Below are 21,677 nucleotides of genomic sequence, written 5' to 3'. Positions count from 1 at the left end.
TTATTTTTTTGTCCGCAGAAAGAAGAATACAAAGAAACAGCTTTCCATAACGAATGAAAAGCTGCTAAGATACATTATTCGATAACCCCAGACTCTACAATCTCTACTTCAGTTGATACATTGATTTTCATAGAAGGATATTGCTTCTGAAACACTTTATAATCCCAACCTTTTTCACGTCTTCTCACTTGATCCCCTAGACCAAGGGGATCTACTTTTAATTTTTGAAACTTTTTAACGACTCCCTGCGCTTCTCGTTGTAATTGTTTCGTCAATGTCTTTTCAACGAGAGCGATGTTCGCTGGCTCCTCAAGGTTCAACCAATGTGGATACTCATGAATCTCACCAAGAATCTTCATCTTTATATTAAATTGAGGGATACCATTCACTTTTCTTAGTTTATAGGTTGTCGTTCCTTTAATGTTACGGATAACAGCATGACCCTTCCTTTTTTCTTTTTCAATCTCCACCTCATAGTTACCTGACTTCGAACCGTCGAGAAGAACTTTAAAAGGAAAGGATTGACGATGATTTAACTTTCCAACATATTCGTCCCCTTTAAACAGAGCTATACCTTCAAGCTGAATTGATTTTTTGTGCGTTTTTACGATTGGTAAGAAAGGATCCATACCTTCACCATAATAGCTATAAAGAAACACATGCAAATTCGTTTTGGGTAAATTCTCACTCTTAATATTCTGATCGAGCAAATCTGCTAAATACATGGACGGAAGAGCAGAAGCTGTATACTTCGTTGTTAAAAGTTCATTCGTGTTACCATTTACAACAGTTAAAAACAGACGATTCCCTACATTAGGATCTCGATATAATGAATTCACGATCTCCAATATTCCTTTTTCGGCAAAGCGATCATTAAAAAGAACAACACGCAATTGTCCTGTTGTGAGTGTTTTAGGTGATTGTGTATTGAGTTTAGATCGTATAAACCGGCTCGTATGAGAGACTGCTGTTAATGTTTCAACTCGAACATTTCCATCCATATTAAACACAGGATAAGTGATCGTTCCTTGAATACTTTCATCTGGTTTCTTATCAAAACCAATAGCATGTATAAGCTGTACTTCATCAATGATCTCTTTAGGCACACATCCTGCCAAAATAAAGATAAGAGAAAGGAGGAACATTCTATAATATTTTTTCATTCGTCGATATCCTTTTTCTTTCTCATTTCTTTAACCTTATCTTTAGATGGTAGCTCAGTACCTAATGAGATGGGGCGTTTCAACAGTCGGTTGTATGGAAGTCTGAAAATCGTATCTGTCATATCCAATAAACGCGGCGGATAAATCGGCTGTAGATAAGGTCTGCCTAATGACTCTAGTCGCAGAAGATGGACTAAAATAAATGACATTGCAAGTATGATACCCACTCCGCCCCAAAGTGCCGCAAAAAAGATAAATGGAAAACGAAGTATCCGAATCGTATTTGCCATTTTATAGATCGGTGTTGTAAACGAAGCTAGTGCAGATAATGATACGATGATCAAGAGAATATTACTCGTTAATCCCGCTTCTACAGACGCCTGTCCGATTACGATACCTCCAACGATCCCGAGTGTTTGACCAACTTTCGTAGGAAGACGAGCTCCCGCTTCCCTCAACAGTTCAATCGTCAACTCTAAAAACAATACTTCTAATATAGGCGGAAACGGAATGTTCACTCGTGACGAAATTAATGGTGCTAGTAGATCTTTAGGAATCATCTGATAGTGGTAAGTTAGAACGGCCACATAAAGCGGTGTTGCAAAGGTTGAAAAAATAACAGAAAGAAAACGTATGAAGCGGAAGAGTGAGCCTAGAACCCATGATAAATAATAATCTTCTGGTGAAGCAAAATATTCTGAAATTCCCGTTGGTCCGAGAAGCGCTTGAGGTGATCCTTCAGAGAGAATCGCAATTTGTCCATAATTTAACATGGACACAACCCTGTCAGGTCGTTCAGTAGTTATAAGCTGCGGAAACACTGATTTCGTATTATCCGATATGATCTGCTCTAAATAAGAGCTATCCGGAATAACTTCTAGCTCAATATCCTTGATTCGCTGCATCACAGTGTTCAGGTTTTCTTTTTCAGCAACGCCTTCTAAATAAGCGATGATAACACGTGTCTTAGAAAACTTTCCAAGTACGACTTCCTTAAATCGAAGTTCAGGAACAGGCAATCTTCTTCTGATCAAATAAAGATTGCTATCTAAGTTCTCTATAAAAGCTTCTTTCGGTCCAATAACAGAGAATTCAATTTCAGAAACAGATACTGGCCGGTTTGTCGCAAAGTTCTCTGCCCGGATGACGGCACATTCTTCGTCATATTCACCGAGTTGAACAACTATAAAGCCACGTAACAGCTTGTTTTGAATCTCTTTTACATCATTTGTGATTGTAACGCTCTCGATCGGCAATATATCTTTTAAGTCTTTGATGTTCTTAAAATCTTTGCTGTGTATTAAGTAAGGCAGTAGATCTCGATGAAGCAATTCTCCATCAATCATCGCTTTATAATAGGAAATATAAATATTGTGATGAACCGTCTTTTGAGGATAATGGATAAAATCAGCAGACTCCTTGGCATTATCCACTAGTTCTCTAATGTCACTATAAGTATTATCAGAAAGATCAATCGTGTGGCTCTGCTCTTTCGGCTTCTTTTTTAACCATTTCATCATAACGTCTCACACCTCTTTTCTACTTCTTAATATGAGATGAGGTGAGTGGAAATATACAAAAAAGCATTCCAGCCAGTGACAGGAATGCTTTGTGAAAGTCGCATTTTTTAACTAATAAAGCATCATTTGCTTTTATTATTCACTTCATTCGTAAGTTGGTTGAATTTGAAGATGTGTAACCTATAACATGATAAGCTCCTCGCATGGATACGACGAGAAAGCTCACTGTGACCACCGAACGTTCGTGGAAAGCGAGCATCTGCAACGGAAATCAACTACTTTCAAAAGCAACAGTGAAAACTAAAAACAGCATTTAAAAACGTATTTATACGAGAGCTGTTTCTATGTTGTGACTGATGAATGTCCCTACATCTTCACCGTTACAGATTTTAAGAAACGATCCTTCTTGGTTAAAATCAAAGAGGTGGATCGGCAATCCATGATCACGAGCAAGAATTAGCGCCGATTGATCCATCACTTTTAAATTATTCCTTATGGCTTCGTCATAATGCAAAGTAGCATATTTCCTTGCTTGTTTGAACCGGTTAGGATCGCTGTCATAAACACCATCAACTCCCTGCTTTGCACAGAGTATGGCATCACAGTTCATCTCTAGCGCTCTTTGAACAGCAGGATAGTCAGTCGTAACGTATGGTTGACCGTTGCCTCCAGCAAAAATGACGACATATCCTTTGTTCAAGTGATGTACCGCTCTTAAGCGAATATATGGTTCTGCTACAGCACTAATCGGAACAGAACTCATGACTCTAACTTCTTGGTCTATCTTACTTTTCAGGACTCCTCGAAGCATCAAGCTATTGATGACTGTACCTAGCGTTCCGATCTGATCAGCTTCTACTCTTTCAATTCCCCAATACTCTGCTAAATTCCCTCTAAAAATATTCCCTCCACCTACAACGATAGCTACTTCAATACCTTTTTCAAGAACAGACAACACTTCTTTTGCAATATGGTTTAAAGAAAGATGATCAAAACCTGATCCTTGTTGGCCAGCCAAAGCTCCACCACTTAATTTAATCAGTACTCGTTTATAGCGCATCTGCTTTTTCCTCCTTCTTCATACACATAAAGAAAAATGAGTAAAAAAAAGAACAAATGACAATAAATATGTCATCTGTTCTTTCGATTAATAAGATGGATTGTAAAGAAATGAGTATTGTTGTTTCGAGTCCCGTTCATTACAACCCCTCCTCTTTTCTTCTTTTCACCCATTATATACAAAAAATGGGTCGAGGTGAAATCTTAATTTATTTTAGCTAAAACATTCATCAAATAAATAAAAACAAAAAAATACGCTCTTATTATCAAAATTATAGACAAGTGTCACATGCACTTTCAAATCTTGTTACATATAATGCATGGACAAGAAATAGTCAATACCATTACCAGGAGGCAATATTTTGAATTGTAAAAACAAACTCTCACCTCGAGAGCTTGCTAATTTATTATGTAAGCATGTTACAGTCAGAGCAGGGGAAGATGTAGAAGAGTCTGGCAAACTAGTCTGTGTTGGAAGAGATTTTATCGCGATCAAAACAGATGACAGAGAGGTTCTTTATTTTCCTTTAAATAATGTAAGATCCGTTTCAGTAGCAACTGACAGAAACTGTTGCAACACGGACCGTAAGAAAGTTTGTAATGATACGTTCCAAAGCATCTTACGAAAATTAATCAACTGCAAAGTAAGAGTAAATGATGGAAGTGACGATGATGGCCAAGTTGAAGGCGTTCTAACTCGTGTCAACCGTACATCCATCCAAGTGGTTGAAGACGACGAACTCGTAATCATCGCGATCGGCTCTATCAACTTTATTACACAAGCAGGGGAAATCGGCGACGACGAAAGCAGCAACTGCAGAATCTTATGCTGTAAAAAGGAAAAGCCTTGTTGCAAGAAGAAAGAAGAATGTAAAGTAGAGTGTAAGAAAGAATCTTCTTCAAGTTCACCTATCATATGGTGTAAGCCTGAATCTTCATCTTCTTCCTCGTCTTCCTCAAGTTCATCTGTACTGTGGTGCAAAAAAGAATCTTCATCTTCTTCATCTTCATCATCTTCTAGCTGGTGCAAGGAGTCTTCCTCAACGCATGATCATTGGAAGAAAAAGAAGCGCAAGAAGAGAAACTCAGAGGATTTAGAATCTAGAGGCTGGTTCAAGCTTTAATCATCATAAAGCTGTTCAAAAGTAAGGATACTTACTTTTGGCAGCTTTTTTTTATCGATTCCTAGGCTCATTTTATGATAGATGAGTCAGAAGCAACGAACATAGAAGTCCCAAGGAAGTAATAAAACCAACAGCTACTCCCGCCTCTTCATGAGCTTCAGGTAACATGGTAGACGCTACCATCGCCATGATAGCACCACCTGCAAATGCGCCGATCAACGAAAGTGAAGCTACAGATGCATTTTCCAATAAGACATATCCAAGAAACGCAGCGAGTGCAGAAATAGCGAAAACAGAAAGCCACATACCAATAATTTTACGGCGTGAAAAACCTTCTCTTAACAACCCAATCGAGCTTGACAGACCTTCAGGAAAGTTACTTAAGAAGATGGCAACGACAAGAAGCCAGCTTACTTTACTATGATCGATTAAGCTCGCACCAATTAAAACAGATTCTGGTATGGCATCTAACAAAGTTCCAAGAAAGATCGCCATGCCTACACCTTTTGTTTTCTTATCGCCTGATTTCTTTCTCTCATGGCCACCCTTTTTAGCTAGAAAGCTATTTATACCAGTAAAGAGAGCTGCGCCAAAAATAAAGCCAGCAGAAGTAACCATCAAATCACTCTGCTCCACTGCCTCAATTAAGAGTTCGAAAGAAACGGCACCTATTAATATCCCTGTTCCAAAAGCCATGATCCATGCTGTCCATTTTTTAGGAATTCGAAAAGCGAGGGCTGTAAAACATCCTAATAGTACAGCTGAACCTGCTATTCCTCCCCAAAAGGCGGCAAGTAGCATTCTCTTTACCTCCTTTTCCTCATTTATTATCGACATTCACTATTAAAAACGACTCATAAAGGGATAGTTTCACCTCTATGAGCCGATTTCATTCTATTGTTTTCTTTAGTCATTTCGTTTTGGATTATTGTTGATGCCAAATTCATCACTAGGTGTGTTTAGATGATCAAACTGACGATCTTTTGCAGTAGTATGTGGTTTATTTATATCTACATCAATAAGATTGCTTTCCGGTTTAGAAGAGTCTGTACGGAAATCTTTTAAACTCGTCTTGTCTTTCCATTCTGCTGGGTCGGGACTTTGAATCGTTGTTTCTTCCATCTTGCGGCTCCATTTATTAAGAGTTCGTCCAGCAGCTTCTCGACCACCGAGTCCGAATGCAAGACCAAACGCAATCGTAAATCCACCTAATATGAGGATGAATGCTGCGTTTACGATCGTTTTCGCTACTCCAAGCTGATCAAGAGCCATAAAGAAAGCAAGTGTAATAATCGTATATTTTGCAATGTTGCCTAGCAGCTTTCCTTCTGTTTGCTGTTTGAACATACTCTGAACAACGCGTTTCACAAGGTCTCCAGCGTAAAAGCCGATTCCTAGTATCAACACAGCCGTTAACACCATCGGAATATACGCAAGTACAACGGTTAGTATGTTAACTAAGCTCTCTAGCTTAACAAGCTGAAGTGCTTCAATCGTAAACAACAGCACAACCACCACTTGAGCTGCATATCCAACCATCTCAGAGATCGTGAACGTCTGATTCGTCTTATGAAGTGATCCAAGACCCATCTTATAAAAGATGCCATTGAATCCAATTCGTTCTAATAAAGTGGTAACTACTTGTTTTACCCATCTACCAAGCCATAATCCAACTGCTGCTAAAAGGATAGCAACAATGATATTTGGAATCATGTCCATGATCTGACCTAACATACCGATGGCAGGACCTGAAATTCCATTAATATCAAGCGTTTCTAGAGCTGAAATCACAACTGGAATTAAAATAAAGACATACACGATTGTGCCAACGATTTGAGAAAGAGAAGTTTTTTCAAGCGCACGTTCAGCACCAAGTTTTGAAGCTAAACGATCTGTACCAATGCTCGCTAAAAAGTTAACTAAGATCTCTTTAACGATCTTAGCAACTAACCACCCTACAAAAAGAATGATTGCTGCTCCGAGCAGTTTCGGTAAGAATGCGAAGAGGCCTGTCAGCATACCTTCCAATGGTTCAGAAATGGCATCAATGCCTAAAGCGGATAACACAGCTGGCAGGAACAATAACAATGTGAGGTAAAATACAGCTTTTGATGCAGAGAAAACCGCCATGTCGGATTGTTGTGGATCACGAGTCAGCTTCCAACGATGTAATACCCTTTCAAATCTCGTGTTCTGACCAAGTTTTTTCACCAGAATGGATAATCCTGATGCAATCAACCATGCAACTGCTGCGATAAGGGCTGCTTTTAGTAGGTTAGGAATCGCTGCCGCAATCACACCTAATGCATTTGAGATCGGTTGTGCGACATACGGAAGACTTAGCATGTTCAAGAACATGACAATGGCTACTGCCATCAGTATCCAAAATACAACCTTACTAATCACCTCTTCAGAAGAATACTTTCTAGTGCGCGTTTGTTCCACTTGATCTTCATGGATATCAGGTTTCACCCACTTCAAGACTTTGTTGTCAAAATCCGTTTTGTGTAACGCTTTTTTAACTGTTTTTGCAACCAATGAGGCGATCAGCCAACCAATTAATAAAACTAAAATAGCAAGAAGCAAATCTGGCAATCTTCCCAAATAGGCCATCCAAGAATCTGTAACTCCATTGTAATCGTACATGTTCGTCCTCCTTTTTCTCATTTAATAAGGCTGTTTTTCTATTCATGTTGCTCTCTGTAGTAATTGATCTCCGTTTCAGATGCTCGCTTTCCGCGGGGCAGGCGGTGAGCCACATTCGTACGTTTCACTTTTAAGTGTCTCACCTGCCCACCTGTCCCGCAGGAGTCTCGCATCTTACACTTCAATCAATATTCAAAGAAGGAAAAGACAAAAAATAGATACAACAATTTTCTAGAAAACATAGCCTTTCATAAAAACGTCTACATTAGCTCTACTTTCCCAAAGCTTGATTTCGTTAAACTAGCGCTTTATATTCGAAAACAAGGATATATTTTACATTTGTTGTAGTTTTCGGTATACTTAGTGCAACCGTTTTCAAAAAGGAGAAGGATAACATGTGGATTTCTATCATACAATCAAACTAACTTCATATCCCTTCATAACCTGACGCGTTATTTGGTGAGCAAAAAATTACATATGCACACATATCCGCAGGTATTTGTCTGTGGTTTTTTTGTGTTCATTTTTAAGGAGATCTAACATGATAGTTGTAAAAAATCTTGAAAAACATTATAAGATTGCCAAACGAGACCCTGGCTTAAGAGGAGCCATAAAATCGTTGTTTCATAGGAAATTCGAAACGAAAAAAGCGGTTAAGAAGATCAACATGCATATTAAAGCTGGGGAAATGGTTGGATATATTGGGGCGAACGGTGCTGGGAAATCTACAACGATTAAGATGTTAACAGGCATACTCACTCCAACATCAGGTGAGGTAAAAGTAAACGGCATCATCCCTTACGAAAACAGACAACAAAACGCAAGTCATATTGGTGCTGTATTCGGTCAGCGTACACAATTATTCTGGGATATTCCGGTCAGAGAAAGCTATGAACTTCTCAAACACATTTACGAGATTCCTCAAGCTCAGTACGAAGAAACTTTAAAAGAGTTCGTTGATGTACTTCATTTAGAGCCGCTGCTCGGCATCCCTGTAAGACAGCTTTCATTAGGACAAAAGATGCGTTGTGAACTTGCTGCCGCTTTTTTGCACCGCCCAAAAGTTGTTTATTTGGATGAACCTACTATCGGATTGGATGTTGCTGTAAAGGTTCGAATTCGCGCTTTCATCAAACAAATGAACGCTAGATACGGTACAACCGTGCTTCTTACCACCCATGACATGCAAGACATCGAAGAGATCTGTCAGCGAATCATCATTATTGATGATGGTAGTGTGATCTATGATGGTTCTATCCAAGATATCAAATCGCAGTTTGGTGATAAGCGTGTTATTCATTTTGAACTTGTAGATGCTGCTGATTCATTTGTTTTGCCGGAAGCCATTAGTGCGGTAACAGAGGTTCTCCCAATGAGTGGTGAAAACCCGCATCTTGTATCCCTCTCCTTCAGCAACAAACATATCTCTGGTGCAGAAGTCATTAACACGATGATGAACCATTATTCTGTTGTTGATTTAACCATTGCCGATGCAAAGATAGAAACGATCGTTGAAGAAATTTATGGAAGAGGTATGAAAAAGGAGGTTCAGCATGAGGAAATACTTTGAGTTTGCTAGAGTTCAGATGCAAGTACATGCTGCCTATTCAGCATGGTTCTGGGCCAATACTTTCTCCATTCTGCTTCGGATGCTCGTCATCTATTTCTTTTGGAAAGCCGTTTATAGCAGCCGTACGGAAATCGAGGGACTGCCTTTTGATGGCATGATTACGTATATCATCATTGCGATGTTTTTACAGATGTTTGTTTCAGGCGTTGGTCAGGAACTGGCGCATACGATCAAGGACGGAAATGTGGCAATTGAACTGATGAGACCTTACAACTTAATTACCCGCTTGGTCGCTATGGATCTAGGCGATAAAGTTATTCACTTTGTACGTGGTGCTCTGCCCCTTAGCATTCTTGCATTTATTTTTATGGATATTACATTGCCAACCACTTGGCAAGGCGGTCTCTTGTTCTTACTCAGTGCATTAATGGGTATTTGGATTGGTACTTTTTTTGATCTATTGATTGCGATTCTAGCATTTTGGACAATAAACCTTTGGGGTCTGCAAGTCATGAAAGAAGCGGTTATCTCCTTTTTTTCTGGCGCGCTTGTCCCGCTTATTCTCTTTCCAGAATGGTTTCAAACGATAAGTCTTTTTCTTCCGTTCCAAGCGATGGTGTATGTACCAGTTGCGATCTACACTGGTATCCTATCAGGAACAGAAGCATGGCTGGCGCTCGGATCACAAGTATTTTGGGCGGTTTCCCTTTTTGTTCTATTAAGAGTATTATGGTCAATCGCAATAAAAAAGGTAACTATTTTTGGAGGTTAGGAGGTGACGCTTATGCTATCACGGTACATAAAATTATATTATTTGTTCTGCAAACAAAACTTAAAAGTCATGTTGGAGTACAGGATGGATTTTTTACTTGGCGTCCTTTCTGTTATGCTTCAGCAATTTGCAGGTATCTTCTTCGTCAAAATTGTTTTTGATCATATCCATGCTTTAAACGGTTGGACCTTTTATGAAATTTTATTTATTTACGGAATTGCTGCTACCGGCCGCTCCATTCACCACATTTTCTTTGATAATCTATGGACACTTGGCTGGCAGTATATAAGACCCGGAAAGTTCGATCGACTTTTGATCAGACCGATCAATCCTCTGTTTCATTTTATTGCAGATCGATTGCAGCAAGATGGTTTTGGACAGCTGTTCATTGGCATTATCGTCATTGGTACAGCGATGCCACATTTAAGTATCTCATGGGGTGTTCTAGAGTTTTTCATACTTGTTGTCATGATCATCGCATCAGGTTTTATCTTCGTTGCGATCAACCTCTTTTTTGCAACTCTGTCGTTTTGGATGGTGGATAGTCTGCCGATCGTTTGGACGATCTTTAATTTAAGTGACTTCGCTCGTTATCCCTTAACGATCTATCATAAAGGAATTCGTCACTTTCTAACGTGGATTGTACCTTATGGATTTACTGCTTTCTATCCTGCAGCATATTTTATCGAAGGTTCAGGATTCGAGAGGTTGGCTCTCTTAACGCCAGTTGTCGCCATCATCTCTTGCCTCATTGCGTACTGGTTTTGGAATAGAGGGCTCAGGGCATTTACGAGTACAGGTAGTTAAATTGAAAGCTGGCACCTTATCTTTAGTAGAAGATGAGGTGCCAGCTTTGTTTTTAAATATAGATATGTTCTTACTTTTTAATAACCCCACACAACACACGATCTCCTGAATTACCTGAAGGATCTGTTTTATAGTCATCTGCCTTGTCGTGGATAACAAGGGATGTACCACCATTGGCAAAAAGTGAGCTTTTACTGTCTTCAGAAAGCGTCACGAGGTTGGATAGAACTTCGTCTTTCACGACTCCGCTTTTATCAGCCTTCACATTTTGAATATCTCCTACGTGTGGTCCTTTCGGATTCAAAAATCCATGCTTCTTTTCGGTAGGATTAAAGTGTGCTCCTGCAGATTTGAAGTCGGGTGGTGTACACTTTGCTTTTTCATGAAAATGAATGCCGTGTTCACCCGGCTTTACCCCAGTCGCGTTCACTTCCACCTTAACACCATCTCCTGTTTGGGTTAACGTCGCTTCTCCTGCTTTATCTCCTTTTGCATTAACAAGGTTTACGATATATGAACCGCCTTTCACCTTACTAGATGCAGCTTGAGATTGCGCTTTTGACTCTTCCATATCATGATTTTTATGCTCGTTTTCTTTATCTTTGTTACCACATGATGTGAGTAAGAGTAAGAGCATCATGTACAACAAAACTGATCCTATTCTTTTCAAAACGATTTACCTCCTGATGATTAACGAATAGTACATTTTCCGCCCAATCATCAGAACTTTAAACCACTATTTTAAAAAAAGTGTCTCAACTTCCTGCTCGCGCACGTTCTCTCCATCAAACTCTACTAGATAGGCCCTCGCGTTTTCTCTTGAACTGACAACGGTTTGCAGTTCGCCATTAATAAAGTGCAGTCCCGCTCCATCATCTGCAGCATATCCCGCTTTCAGTCCATTCGCTACGAGTTTATGATAAGCAGGTCTTCGGTTTGCTTCACCATCATAGTGCGGACAATGACTTCCTGCTATGAAGCCTAAACAATTCAGCTTAGCTAATGGCCCGAACGAATCTGTTACGCCTTCTTCAAACCAGCATAGAGATCCAGCGCTTAGTCCTGCTAATATTTTTCCTTCTTCATAAGCTTTCTTTAAAAGAACATCAAGTCCCCACTCTTTCCAAAGTGCAAGGAGATTTTTTGTATTACCTCCACCTACATAAAAAATATCTTGCTGTTCTACAAAACTCTCCAAATGTTGGGGTGGTGAAAATAGAGAAAGATGTGTAGGTTCACAGTCTTCCGATTGAAAAGCTGTATAAAATCGTTCGATATATCCATCTGCATCGCCACTTGCTGTAGGAATAAAACAAACCCGTGGTCGATCAGCACTACTTTGCTTCAGAATATACCTATCCAATCTTTTGTTTTCAGGTTCCATGGAAAAGCCTCCGCCACCCATGGCAATAATTTGTTTCATGATGTTTTGTTTCATACTCTCCTTCACTCCTCTGTTATACCTCTTTCGATTTTGATCCAGAGTTATCCTTTCAAAGTAAAAATAAAACACCAGCCGATTTTTTAACATCGGCTGATGCTTCTTTATACATCTCTTCTTAATGCTTTTAATACATCAACTGTGGTAGCTTTGGCTGCTGGCCGCCAACCAGAAAGTAATGTTACGCTCATACAGATCGTAACAGCGATTACAGTCAGACTCCAAGGGATATAAGATAAAATAAAATCTTCAGGTGGCTTTTCGTTCATAAACTGTTCAACGATGATAGGAAGAGCGAAATTGACTCCATAGCTGATAACATATGCTAAAATGGTTCCTAAGCCCACTCCCCATAATCCGATGTATCCACTCTCTAAAAGGAAGATGCGCTTGATCGTTTTTGGTGTAGCTCCGATCGCTTTCATGATTCCAATATCTTGGGAGCGTTCCGTAACAGCCATCGTCATCGTATTAAAAATGCCAATAGAAGCAATGAGCACGGCAATACCACCAATGAAAATTAAGCCCGCTTTAAACAATGTAAAATAGATGTTCAGTTCTTTTAGTTCGCTGACAACTGAATAAGTAAGATATCCTTTATCTTTAATCTTTTCGGACACTGCTTTAACATCTTCGGCTGAAGATGTATATACTTTAACAGAACTATAAGAATCATCACTGTTCTTAAGTTCAGGATCTATTTCACTCAATAGAGGCATCACTTCACCATGTAGATCATCCGTAATCATTACCGAACTGTCTATTATCCATTCTTTATTAGGCTTCTTCTTAATACCTACAACTTTGACTTTCACAGTTTTTATCTGTGTTTCTGTTTTGATTTCCGGATTATCTATCTTCATATGATAGGTTAATGTTTTATTTAACAAATCTCCATCATAAGCTAATTTCTTCATCTTCTTTTGTGCCTCTTCTTCACTCATTCCTTCTGTAAAGTTTTCAGGCATCTCTTTTCTTAATTCTTGAGCAAAATGATACCCAATGATGATCTCATTTTTACTCTTAGGCATTCTTCCTTTTTCAAGTTGCAATCCCGCTTTTCTCTCAGAAGGGATGTTTGCGCTGCTTACGTCAGCATACCCTGTGTATTCTCCAAGTGACAGTTCATTCGCAGGTACATATTTCTTTCGACTAACCGCTTTAACATTCTTAATATCTTGGAGTTTTTTCACGTCTTCCTCAATCAAAGGACCGTTTTCACTCTGTATTTCAATCTCATTCATCAATCGATAACTCATCACATCATCAACTGCAGTCTTATGAATCGCAAATCCTACTGAGGCGAGCATGATCAAAAAGGCACACCCCATCGTAGATGCTAGGATTGTCATCCATACACGGGTCTTGTTTCTTTTCATATTGCTTCTTACAAATCGATGTTTATCTTTGAACTTCATGAAGCTTGCTCCCTTCTCTTAAGTAACCGTCTCTGATCTCTACTTTTCTATGAGCAATAGAAGCTACTTCATGATCATGTGTAATGATTAAAAACGTAATACCATCTTTTTCATTCAATTCTTGAATAAAGTTTAATAGCTCTTTCTCATTCTCAGAATCAAGACTTCCTGTTGGTTCATCTGCCAAGATAAGAGGCGGATTCAGGATTAGTGCACGGGCTATACTGACGCGCTGTTGCTGACCTCCCGAAAGCTCTCCTGGATAATGGCTTTGATACTGTTCTAGACCGACTCTCTTTAACATCTTTATTGTTTGTTCTCCTCTATCTTTCTCGCTAACTCCCTTGAGTACTAATGGTAGCTCTACATTTTCATAAGCTGTCATACTAGGAATCAGCTGAAAGCTTTGGAATATAAATCCTAGGTGCTCTAACCGAAATTCAGCCCACTTCGATTCCGAAAATCCGCTAACCTTTTTTCCATCGATAATAATCTCTCCTGTTTGCGGCCGAATAAAACCAGAAATCAAGTTTAATAGCGTCGACTTTCCTGATCCGCTTCTTCCCACGATCGCTACGATTTCACCTTCTGCTACATGTAGATCGACATGATGAAGAACAGGTACAATATTCTCTTTTTCTTTTTTTCCAATTTTAAAAGCATAGGATAAATCACTTACAGTAATCATGCTGACACCCCTTTTGTCCTAAGTGTACTACTTGTTATAATACACATATACCATTTTCTTTTATTATCTGTCAATACATTCCAAGAAACTTTTCAAAGAAGGATTTAAAGGGAAAGAAGAGTATAGGTAACAAAGGCATACATCTAGGAGGTACACATATGTTAAAGTGGCAAACAAAAGAGGGATACAAGAAATTGCTGAAAGACCTCGTTTCTATTCCGAGCATTACTCATCATGATGGAGAATTATTTATGGCCGAGCATCTTCACCATACGCTTTCATCATTAGATTATTTTACGAAGCATCCTGATTACGTTCGCCATCATCCTCTTCCAGATGGTCGAAAACTGATCACTGCATTTGTACAGAATGATCCTTCGATCAAAGAAACCATTATTTTGCTCAGTCATTTTGATGTTGTTTCGGTTGAGGATTTTGGTGAATGGAAGCATCTCGCTTTCCGGCCAGAAGAACTGACTGAAAAGATCATTGAAAATAAGGACCTACTCCATTCTTTTGTTCAGGATGATCTGAATAGTGGAGAATGGCTCTTCGGCCGCGGCATCATGGATATGAAAGCTGGCGTCGCTCTTCATATGTCCATGATCGAAAAAGCGACAACCGGCCATTTTAAAGGAAATGTACTCATGATTTCTGTTCCTGATGAAGAAGTGCACTCACAAGGCATGCTTACGGGTGTCAGTGTCTTACGGCAGCTTCAAGAAGAATATGATATAAAGTACATCACATGTTTGAACGGAGAACCGAGTTTCACAAAATATCCAGGAGACACAACTTCCTATATGTATACAGGATCAACGGGGAAGATTCTACCTGGATTTCTTTGTTATGGTAAGGAGACTCACGTAGGTGAGCCACTTGCAGGTATGAACGGAAATGTGATGGCTGCTGAAATTACGAGGGAACTGGAATGGAACGTCGATTATGTAGAGAAGTTTCGAGAAGAGGCTACGCCTGTCCCAACGAACTTGATTCAAAAAGATTTAAAAGATCACTACTCTGTCCAGATTCCTCATGCAGCTGTAACCATGTTTAATCTCATGCTCTTTAATCGATCACTCTCGGATATTACGGATATGTTAATAAAAAGCGCACAAAACGCTGCGATTAAATTAGAAGAACGGCTTTTTGAAAGAAGCAAAAATGTCGCTGAGATCGTACCGTTCACTCCCAAAAAAGAGAGTATTAAAGTACTTACCTTCAATGAACTATATGAACATGCCGTAACTAAATATGGACAAGAAGAACTTGATCGCAGAGAAAACATGCTTCAGACGAACAACCCGAACGCGGATGAAAGAGAACTGACGATCCAATATGTATTTGAGCTAGCGAGTCTTTGCAGAGACATCTCTCCGATGATCGTTTTGTTCTACACACCGCCTTTTTATCCCGCTGTATGTTCAAGCGACCACCCGCTCATTAAAGCTACATCAGATGAGGTAGTCAATCATGCGAATAACACATTCAACAGCGAGCTTGTTAATGTCCACTATTTTAGCGGCTTATCGGACTTGAGCTATATTGGGTTTCACGGAGATTCTCGTGATCTTTCATCCTTCACAAGTAACTTTCCATTACTAGGATCTCGTTATCATATTCCGTTTGATGATATGAGAGAGCTTGATATTCCCGTTATTAACATTGGTCCTCTTGGGAAGGATGCACATCAGTGGACAGAACGGCTCGAGATTAACAAAGTAATGGATGAAACTCATCCTTTAATCATTTTTGCGATGGAAACATTATTTAATCAAGCAAAAAACCAGATCTGAGAAAGATCTGGTTTTCTTATGCTTTAAAGTAGATATCTTTAATGCTTTGGGCAATTCCTTCTATATTATTTGCCACTTGCTGTACACCATACCCCATATAAAGTGGTGACGTTACAAAACGAGGCATGATCTTGCAATATGTCTTTTCGTTATGTTTATAAAAGAAAAGGTTGTAACTTGTACAGCTTCTATGAAAATGATTCAGCAAAAAATGAGCACCCGCTTGAATACAGTCCGCGAATAAAGAAAGTTCAGCGTCTTTTTCCCAAATGACATTCAGTTCATAAAAACCAACTCTCGGTTCAGTTGATACGGTAAACCTTACTCCATCTTTTTCTAAAACAAGCAATCCTTTAAACTGGTTTTCGGAAAAATCATGAAGACAATCTACCTCGTTCAATCCTATGATCTGCATATGAGGATGGCGAATTGTTCCACCTGATAATGGACCATGGTTCTTAAAGAACATCACCGACTTGTACTTGCCGCTGTTTAACATGTTATCCCAATGTTCAAGCCCAAAACGAAGGACTTTGTATAGATGATCCTTCGAATAGTTGGAGAGCTCTCCTTCACATTCATCTGTTTCGATCAGTACAGTCTGGAAAGCTCCATCGAGGACGGTATATTTATTTTTAACAAGAATGACCGAATCTTGCTTATCCAAAACTTCCTCTAACTCATCAATACGACAAAACGGACAAGGTGTTTCTTTATTTCTAATACTATTAGGCTTTTGAGCTCCTACTTCTGTAAAAAAATTTATGTGTGTTTTTTTCATTCTTTTCACCGCTTTTGCTTGTTTCCTATCTATTTTCTAGTTGTTTTAATGAAAACCTTTTTAAGTGTGGATTAATTATTAGATACAGGTATGCGTTCCCATTTCAATATACCATCATGCTTATTGATGGAACCCTTCCACTCAAAGTTTTGGTCAACGTGCATCAGTTGTCTTAACATGTCGTCTTCAGATTCTGTTGTGGTATAGATCTTTACATTAACATAGTTCCATAGCTCTCCCAAATTCTTTTGTGCTTCGTAAGGTTCATTTAGTGTGAGATGTGATACCTCTTTTAGGTACGATTCGGTAAGAAAAATTTGTTTTTCTTGTGATAGATTTTTCGGAAACGTAATAAAAACGGTAAGGTTATCTTTCTTTTGATTAGCCATCACATCTGAGATCTTGTGATGGTTTCGCATATCATGCCTAGCTTTCGTTAAGATCGCTTGATTGGCATATGGTATTTTCGCTATAGATTGAGCTTCTTTTTTCTCATGAAGCTGAAAAGGAACACTCTCAGCAAATTGAACAAAAATAAAGATGAACGCTACACCTAGAGCAAGACTTAAACTTTGATGAAACCAGTGATACCACATGCTTTTAGGAGCAGGAGGCTTGTGGAGATCCCTTGTTCTCTGAAGGACTTTCTGTCTATGTTCCTCTTTAAACGTTATTGTTCTCATACGGCCGTTGTTCAATATTTCAGGCAGCTGCTTGAAAGGATCTTCCATGATCTCACCTACTCTTCTCCAGTTTTCGACGCAACAGTTCTCTTCCGCGCTGAAGTAATGTTCTGATTGTCGTTTCTTTTTTATTTAAGATTTGACTAATCTCGCAAACGGTTAGCTCTTTATAATAGAAAAGAAGGATTACTTCTCGATATTTAAGAGGAAGATTTAGGACATGTTCGGCTAACGCCTCATGTTCACTTTTTTGGACGATCGATAGTTCTGGTGTTAAAACTGAAGATGGTCTCGACTTTCCGAACCGGTCCATCACATGAATGTATTTCTTCCAACCGCTTCTTAAATAATCTTTACACAAGTTAACAGTGATGGCATATACCCAAGTTTTAACAGAGGAATCATTTCTAAAGTTGTCTTTATGTATATAACATTTCACAAATACTTCTTGTGCTAAGTCCTCTGCCAATTTCCGATCCTTAACATATGTATAAGCTAGCCTTATCACTTTGTCTTGGTATATATCCATTATCTGTATAATCCACTCTTCTTGGCTGAGTGAGTGAGAATCAATGCCTTCGTTATTAAATCTCCGATTGATCGTCAAGAACTTCCCCCCTTTAACAACACCCTATCTATATGACGACTGACCATGATATTTTTATTCGTTTTTTAACTTTTTTAAAATTTAGCCGATTATATAATGAATGAGATTCTATTAAACTTACTTTGTTTTCAACTTTGTAATGAAACTCCATTCTATTTACCTACTCTTTTATTCGATTACCACGCTGTTTTTACCTTTTAATTTCCTAATACAGACAAATCTCTACAAGGTTACCGTCGAAATATGTTTCAATGTGTAATATTTTGAAATATAAATGTAATATTATTTCGCAATAACTGATGATTAATCAATGGTATAATCACTTCAGTAAAGAAATTGGCAACATTTGCACTTACAAGGAGGAGTACCCATCTTGAAACGTAAGCTAGTTATGGCTACACTGTCTCTCAGTCTAGTATTCAGTACATATACGGTATCGGCAGAAACTCTGTCTTCTATAAAAGAGAAAAAAGAAAATAATCGCTCTGAGCAAACGGAAAAGCAGGGTGAATTAAAGAAAAATCAAAATCAACAAGATCATACGTTAGATCAAATTCAAAAATTAGAGAGTTCTATCGACAAAACTCTTAAAGATATTGGAAACAAAAAAGAATCAATCCAAGAAACGAAAGCTTCTATTGAAAAACTAAAAAAAGAAATCGATGTTCTTAAAAAGAGAATCAAAGAACGTGATGCACTTCTAAAAGAACGTGTAACTTCCATGTACGAAAGCGGCGGTGCGGTAAATTATTTAGATGTGGTATTAGGTTCTAAAGATTTCGGCGACTTCCTTGATCGCGTGTTTGCATTAAACGTGATTGCTGAACAAGATAAAGCCATCTTAGAAGAGCACAAACAAGATAAAGAGTCTGTTGAAAAGAAAAAAGGACAGGTTGAGAGTGAACTTTTGTCTCTAAATTCAGATTTAACCGAACTTGAAGGATTGAACCAAAAACTAACGGACCAGAAAAAACAAAAGAATGCGCTTCTCGCTCAATTAGAGACGGAAGAAGACCATCTACATGATCATATTATGCAGCTGGATGAGACGAACGAACTTCTTTCCGCACAAGAAGCAGCGATTAAAGCTGAAATTGAACGTGCGAAACGTGAAGAAGCTGAACGCAAGAAAAGAGAAGCTGAAGCAAGAGCTGCGGCTGCAGCTGCGGCAGAAAAAGCTCGTGAAGAAGCAGCGGCTAGAGAGAAAAACAAATCTAACTCAGGCTCAGGTTCTTCACCTGCACCAACTCCACCGCCAGCACCAACACCTGCTCCAGCACCAGTGAGTCGTGACTTTATCATGCCTTCACAAGGATTCATCACTTCAGGCTTTGGTAACAGAAGCGCGGGCATGCACTACGGAATGGATATCGCTCAAGGCGGAAGTACTGTTCCAATCGTAGCAGCAGCATCTGGAACGGTTACGAGAGCTTACTATTCAAGCTCTTATGGTAACGTTGTGTATATTACGCACTATATTAACGGACAACTGTACACAACGCTATATGCACACATGAGATCTACACCTGCTGTTAGCCAAGGTCAGTCTGTCTCTCAAGGGACATTCTTAGGCTACCAAGGTAACACAGGCGCTTCTAGAGGACAGCATTTGCATTTTGAATTGCACAAAGGCCCATGGAACGGCTCAAAATCAAATGCAGTCGATCCAAGACCATACCTTCAATAATTAAAAATATATAAAAGACGCAGAGATCATAGTTCTCTGCGTCTTTTTGTCTAGGCATTTTATATGACTCCACCAAGCAATCTTCGGATTGGATGACGTGTGTATTCCGACATGAGTCGATAGTTTGGCCTTATGATCTCCGCTGTTAGAAAAGCCGAAACCGTTGCACCAGGCATTCTTTTTTGATTAAGCACATCAATAACCTCTCCAATTGTTCCTGTTCCGATTCCATGACCGAAAAATTGTCCGTTTCCAAGGTCGATCAGGTTTTCACCTTGCCACTGAGGCGTATTAGGATGATGTTCTGGATTTTTAACATATCTCACATCACCTGGCAACGAATCCCCAGATGGCACTGCAATAATCTGTAGATCCTCATCATGCTCCGTACTGTAGAGAAGCAACCCGTTAAACAATTGATCAAACATACCCGCTCCAATTGTTTCAAGAATCGCTTTGTACATCATGATCATAATAGCTGTTGTACATTCGAACCCGTACCGTTTTCCATTGATAAAAATATCTGAAATGGCGTCAGAAGGACGGGCATCGGATCGAAGCAAAAAACCGCCATAAGCTGTTCTTCTCCAATATTGCGGATTGCAGCGTGAATTCACGAACGTCGCAAATCCTGCTCCGCTATCACGCATAGCGTTTGCTGCTGCTACAATATTTGTACGCATGACCACTTCAAATAAAAACTGATGTGGACTTGTGTAATAAAATGATTCTCTGGATTTTTCAAGCTTTTCGCCTACCAGTTTCTGTGTTTGTGTAAGCGAATTAAAACCCGAGATTTGAGCCGTTTTTACCGGATACCCATTAACAAAAATCATTTCTCTCCCCCCTGTCTGCACAGGATATTACATAGTATGGTGAGAAGAGAAAAGTGGTGTATTTTTAAGCGCCTCTCTTGTGAACGAAATCAAAAGATGATTTCGTTTTACTCACGAGAATTTGTTTTTCAAGCACGCGATTACGGTTCGTCCTTTTATAATGCCTCGTTTGCAGGTGCTGCTGAAAACCTTCACCAATCAGCTGAAAGGCGTAGATGGCGATTCCGAACATGATGATCGGACCGAGTGCGATAGAAGGATTTACAGTAATTAGATTATAATAATCTCCTATAAGTCCTGACCATTCATTTGACATAGACACAGGCGGATCAGGTATTAACGGGTTATAATCTACATCAGTTCCCCCAAAGAAGAGTTTAAAATAGCCTAGATGCATGAATATAATTAATAATTGAACACATTGTTGACACCACACGATCACCAACTTTGGCAGCAAATGCGGGATTACATGCTTAATGAAAATCCTCCACTTGCTAGCTCCTAAGATATGAGCCCCCTCAATAAAATCTTCCTTTAGAATAAGTGCAAGAATATTTCCAATGGTTGAACCTAACAAAGGTATCACTAGGATTGTTAAGATGAAAACCTCAAGCCAAATACGCTGATTGAAAGTATAAATAAAATATTCTTCCCAGCCCGGCATCCGTAATTGTTCCCATAATACAGGTGTTAAGAGAAAAACAGCAATTATGGTTAAAGGAATAAAGTAGAATGAACTTAATAATTGGCCAAGTATCCTCCTTATTCGATCTGGTACGAAAAAAGCTAAAGGAATAGCGAGAACAAAACTAAATAAGATCCTGAGTAAGGCAATCACAAGAACACTAAGCAATGTGAACTTCGCACCTTCAAGTATTTTCATACCTGTGTCGTAGCCTAATGCATCCGTCCCAAACGGAAACATCAAGGATGGTTCATAAGGAGCTGCATTGATCGGATACCCATTCTCATCATATATAGCCTGTACTTGACGAATCTTACTATCAAAACTCAGTTCAAAGACAATGCTTGATAGGATAAGTCCAAAAATGATAATAAATCCTATCCAAAATTTATAA

The 21,677-nt window shown here is 39.0% G+C and carries 20 protein-coding genes; 6 read left to right on the top strand and 14 right to left on the bottom strand.

What is annotated here, in order from left to right:
* Positions 1-74: 74 nt before the first annotated feature.
* The 3 genes from IHV09_RS10980 to pyrH all read right to left on the bottom strand — a co-directional run bounded on the left by IHV09_RS10980 (position 75) and on the right by pyrH (position 3,743).
* Positions 75-1,163: a Ger(x)C family spore germination protein gene (locus IHV09_RS10980; protein WP_197264507.1), complete on the bottom strand. Its 1,089-nt coding sequence runs from the start codon at positions 1,161-1,163 to the stop codon at positions 75-77.
* Positions 1,160-2,683, bottom strand: a complete 1,524-nt coding sequence (locus IHV09_RS10975) for a spore germination protein (protein ID WP_197129535.1) — start codon at positions 2,681-2,683, stop codon at positions 1,160-1,162. Before IHV09_RS10975 ends, IHV09_RS10980 begins: the two co-directional genes overlap by 4 nt.
* Positions 2,684-3,008: 325 nt before the next feature.
* Positions 3,009-3,743 carry a UMP kinase gene (gene pyrH / locus IHV09_RS10970; protein WP_137791752.1) on the bottom strand — a complete coding sequence of 245 codons (735 nt, stop codon included), beginning with the start codon at positions 3,741-3,743 and terminating at the stop codon, positions 3,009-3,011.
* A 361-nt stretch (positions 3,744-4,104) separates the two neighbouring features.
* On the opposite strand from pyrH, the gene IHV09_RS10965 reads away from it, so the two are divergent.
* On the top strand, positions 4,105-4,866 hold the full coding sequence (locus IHV09_RS10965; protein ID WP_197129532.1) for a hypothetical protein: 762 nt from the start codon (positions 4,105-4,107) through the stop codon (positions 4,864-4,866).
* Between the two features lie 72 nt (positions 4,867-4,938).
* Here the strand turns inward: IHV09_RS10965 and IHV09_RS10960 are convergent, their stop codons facing one another.
* Both IHV09_RS10960 and IHV09_RS10955 read right to left on the bottom strand, forming a co-directional pair.
* Entirely contained in the window at positions 4,939-5,667 is a 729-nt protein-coding gene (locus IHV09_RS10960) for a ZIP family metal transporter (RefSeq protein ID WP_197129529.1), read from the bottom strand.
* A 105-nt stretch (positions 5,668-5,772) separates the two neighbouring features.
* Positions 5,773-7,512, bottom strand: a complete 1,740-nt coding sequence (locus IHV09_RS10955) for a mechanosensitive ion channel (RefSeq protein ID WP_197264506.1) — start codon at positions 7,510-7,512, stop codon at positions 5,773-5,775.
* 541 nt (positions 7,513-8,053) lie between these two features.
* On the opposite strand from IHV09_RS10955, the gene IHV09_RS10950 reads away from it, so the two are divergent.
* The 3 genes from IHV09_RS10950 to IHV09_RS10940 are packed head-to-tail and all read left to right on the top strand — an operon-like array spanning position 8,054 to position 10,661.
* A complete protein-coding gene (locus tag IHV09_RS10950) occupies positions 8,054-9,082 on the top strand; it encodes an ABC transporter ATP-binding protein (protein WP_197264505.1) in 1,029 nt (342 codons plus the stop codon).
* On the top strand, positions 9,066-9,854 hold the full coding sequence (locus IHV09_RS10945; RefSeq protein ID WP_197189710.1) for an ABC transporter permease: 789 nt from the start codon (positions 9,066-9,068) through the stop codon (positions 9,852-9,854). The genes IHV09_RS10950 and IHV09_RS10945 overlap by 17 nt, the downstream gene beginning before the upstream one ends.
* Before the next feature lie 3 nt (positions 9,855-9,857).
* Positions 9,858-10,661 carry an ABC transporter permease gene (locus tag IHV09_RS10940; protein ID WP_197264504.1) on the top strand — a complete coding sequence of 268 codons (804 nt, stop codon included), beginning with the start codon at positions 9,858-9,860 and terminating at the stop codon, positions 10,659-10,661.
* A 70-nt stretch (positions 10,662-10,731) separates the two neighbouring features.
* On the opposite strand, the gene IHV09_RS10935 is transcribed toward IHV09_RS10940, so the two are convergent.
* From IHV09_RS10935 to IHV09_RS10920, 4 genes are all read right to left on the bottom strand, one after another.
* Positions 10,732-11,331, bottom strand: a complete 600-nt coding sequence (locus IHV09_RS10935) for a superoxide dismutase family protein (protein ID WP_231618258.1) — start codon at positions 11,329-11,331, stop codon at positions 10,732-10,734.
* 66 nt (positions 11,332-11,397) lie between these two features.
* Positions 11,398-12,084, bottom strand: coding sequence for a peptidase E (locus IHV09_RS10930; RefSeq protein WP_197264546.1), 687 nt, complete (start codon positions 12,082-12,084; stop codon positions 11,398-11,400).
* A 122-nt stretch (positions 12,085-12,206) separates the two neighbouring features.
* Positions 12,207-13,520 carry an ABC transporter permease gene (locus tag IHV09_RS10925; protein WP_197264503.1) on the bottom strand — a complete coding sequence of 438 codons (1,314 nt, stop codon included), beginning with the start codon at positions 13,518-13,520 and terminating at the stop codon, positions 12,207-12,209.
* Complete coding sequence (locus tag IHV09_RS10920; RefSeq protein ID WP_197264502.1) at positions 13,504-14,208, bottom strand: ABC transporter ATP-binding protein; 705 nt, start codon at positions 14,206-14,208, stop codon at positions 13,504-13,506. The genes IHV09_RS10925 and IHV09_RS10920 overlap by 17 nt, the downstream gene beginning before the upstream one ends.
* 158 nt (positions 14,209-14,366) lie before the next feature.
* On the opposite strand from IHV09_RS10920, the gene IHV09_RS10915 reads away from it, so the two are divergent.
* Positions 14,367-16,004, top strand: a complete 1,638-nt coding sequence (locus tag IHV09_RS10915) for a M20/M25/M40 family metallo-hydrolase (protein ID WP_197129509.1) — start codon at positions 14,367-14,369, stop codon at positions 16,002-16,004.
* Between the two features lie 16 nt (positions 16,005-16,020).
* Here IHV09_RS10915 and IHV09_RS10910 read toward each other — a convergent pair whose 3' ends face one another.
* The 3 genes from IHV09_RS10910 to IHV09_RS10900 all read right to left on the bottom strand — a co-directional run bounded on the left by IHV09_RS10910 (position 16,021) and on the right by IHV09_RS10900 (position 18,075).
* Positions 16,021-16,785, bottom strand: coding sequence for a DUF4931 domain-containing protein (locus tag IHV09_RS10910; RefSeq protein ID WP_197264501.1), 765 nt, complete (start codon positions 16,783-16,785; stop codon positions 16,021-16,023).
* Between the two features lie 71 nt (positions 16,786-16,856).
* Positions 16,857-17,516 (bottom strand): hypothetical protein, encoded by a 660-nt coding sequence (locus IHV09_RS10905; protein WP_197264500.1) that lies wholly within the window; start codon positions 17,514-17,516, stop codon positions 16,857-16,859.
* A gap of 4 nt (positions 17,517-17,520) precedes the next feature.
* The gene (locus IHV09_RS10900; protein WP_197129503.1) at positions 17,521-18,075 is read right to left on the bottom strand and encodes a sigma-70 family RNA polymerase sigma factor; all 555 of its coding nucleotides are present in this window, start codon (positions 18,073-18,075) and stop codon (positions 17,521-17,523) included.
* A gap of 373 nt (positions 18,076-18,448) precedes the next feature.
* On the opposite strand from IHV09_RS10900, the gene IHV09_RS10895 reads away from it, so the two are divergent.
* Positions 18,449-19,762 (top strand): murein hydrolase activator EnvC family protein, encoded by a 1,314-nt coding sequence (locus IHV09_RS10895; RefSeq protein ID WP_231618257.1) that lies wholly within the window; start codon positions 18,449-18,451, stop codon positions 19,760-19,762.
* A gap of 59 nt (positions 19,763-19,821) precedes the next feature.
* Here IHV09_RS10895 and IHV09_RS10890 read toward each other — a convergent pair whose 3' ends face one another.
* Both IHV09_RS10890 and IHV09_RS10885 read right to left on the bottom strand, forming a co-directional pair.
* On the bottom strand, positions 19,822-20,598 hold the full coding sequence (locus IHV09_RS10890) for a protein-glutamine gamma-glutamyltransferase (protein WP_197129502.1): 777 nt from the start codon (positions 20,596-20,598) through the stop codon (positions 19,822-19,824).
* A 64-nt stretch (positions 20,599-20,662) separates the two neighbouring features.
* Entirely contained in the window at positions 20,663-21,523 is an 861-nt protein-coding gene (locus IHV09_RS10885; protein ID WP_197264499.1) for an ABC transporter permease subunit, read from the bottom strand.
* Positions 21,524-21,677: the final 154 nt, after the last annotated feature.

The sequence above is a fragment of the Fictibacillus sp. 23RED33 genome, from assembly GCF_015903925.1.
Classification (GTDB): domain Bacteria; phylum Bacillota; class Bacilli; order Bacillales; family Fictibacillaceae; genus Fictibacillus; species Fictibacillus phosphorivorans.
The sequence above is the reverse complement of the archived record's forward strand: the minus strand, read 5'-3'. Positions and strand labels throughout refer to the sequence as shown.

Coding starts and splice junctions, on each gene's coding strand:
- IHV09_RS10980 (WP_197264507.1), bottom strand. CDS start 1,163: ATGAAAAAATATTATAGAATGTTCCTCCTTTCTCTTATCTTTATTTTG.
- IHV09_RS10975 (WP_197129535.1), bottom strand. CDS start 2,683: ATGATGAAATGGTTAAAAAAGAAGCCGAAAGAGCAGAGCCACACGATT.
- pyrH (WP_137791752.1), bottom strand. CDS start 3,743: ATGCGCTATAAACGAGTACTGATTAAATTAAGTGGTGGAGCTTTGGCT.
- IHV09_RS10960 (WP_197129529.1), bottom strand. CDS start 5,667: ATGCTACTTGCCGCCTTTTGGGGAGGAATAGCAGGTTCAGCTGTACTA.
- IHV09_RS10955 (WP_197264506.1), bottom strand. CDS start 7,512: ATGTACGATTACAATGGAGTTACAGATTCTTGGATGGCCTATTTGGGA.
- IHV09_RS10950 (WP_197264505.1), top strand. CDS start 8,054: ATGATAGTTGTAAAAAATCTTGAAAAACATTATAAGATTGCCAAACGA.
- IHV09_RS10945 (WP_197189710.1), top strand. CDS start 9,066: ATGAGGAAATACTTTGAGTTTGCTAGAGTTCAGATGCAAGTACATGCT.
- IHV09_RS10930 (WP_197264546.1), bottom strand. CDS start 12,084: ATGAAACAAATTATTGCCATGGGTGGCGGAGGCTTTTCCATGGAACCT.
- IHV09_RS10925 (WP_197264503.1), bottom strand. CDS start 13,520: ATGAAGTTCAAAGATAAACATCGATTTGTAAGAAGCAATATGAAAAGA.
- IHV09_RS10920 (WP_197264502.1), bottom strand. CDS start 14,208: ATGATTACTGTAAGTGATTTATCCTATGCTTTTAAAATTGGAAAAAAA.
- IHV09_RS10915 (WP_197129509.1), top strand. CDS start 14,367: ATGTTAAAGTGGCAAACAAAAGAGGGATACAAGAAATTGCTGAAAGAC.
- IHV09_RS10910 (WP_197264501.1), bottom strand. CDS start 16,785: ATGAAAAAAACACACATAAATTTTTTTACAGAAGTAGGAGCTCAAAAG.
- IHV09_RS10905 (WP_197264500.1), bottom strand. CDS start 17,516: ATGGAAGATCCTTTCAAGCAGCTGCCTGAAATATTGAACAACGGCCGT.
- IHV09_RS10890 (WP_197129502.1), bottom strand. CDS start 20,598: ATGATTTTTGTTAATGGGTATCCGGTAAAAACGGCTCAAATCTCGGGT.
- IHV09_RS10885 (WP_197264499.1), bottom strand. CDS start 21,523: ATGTTTCCGTTTGGGACGGATGCATTAGGCTACGACACAGGTATGAAA.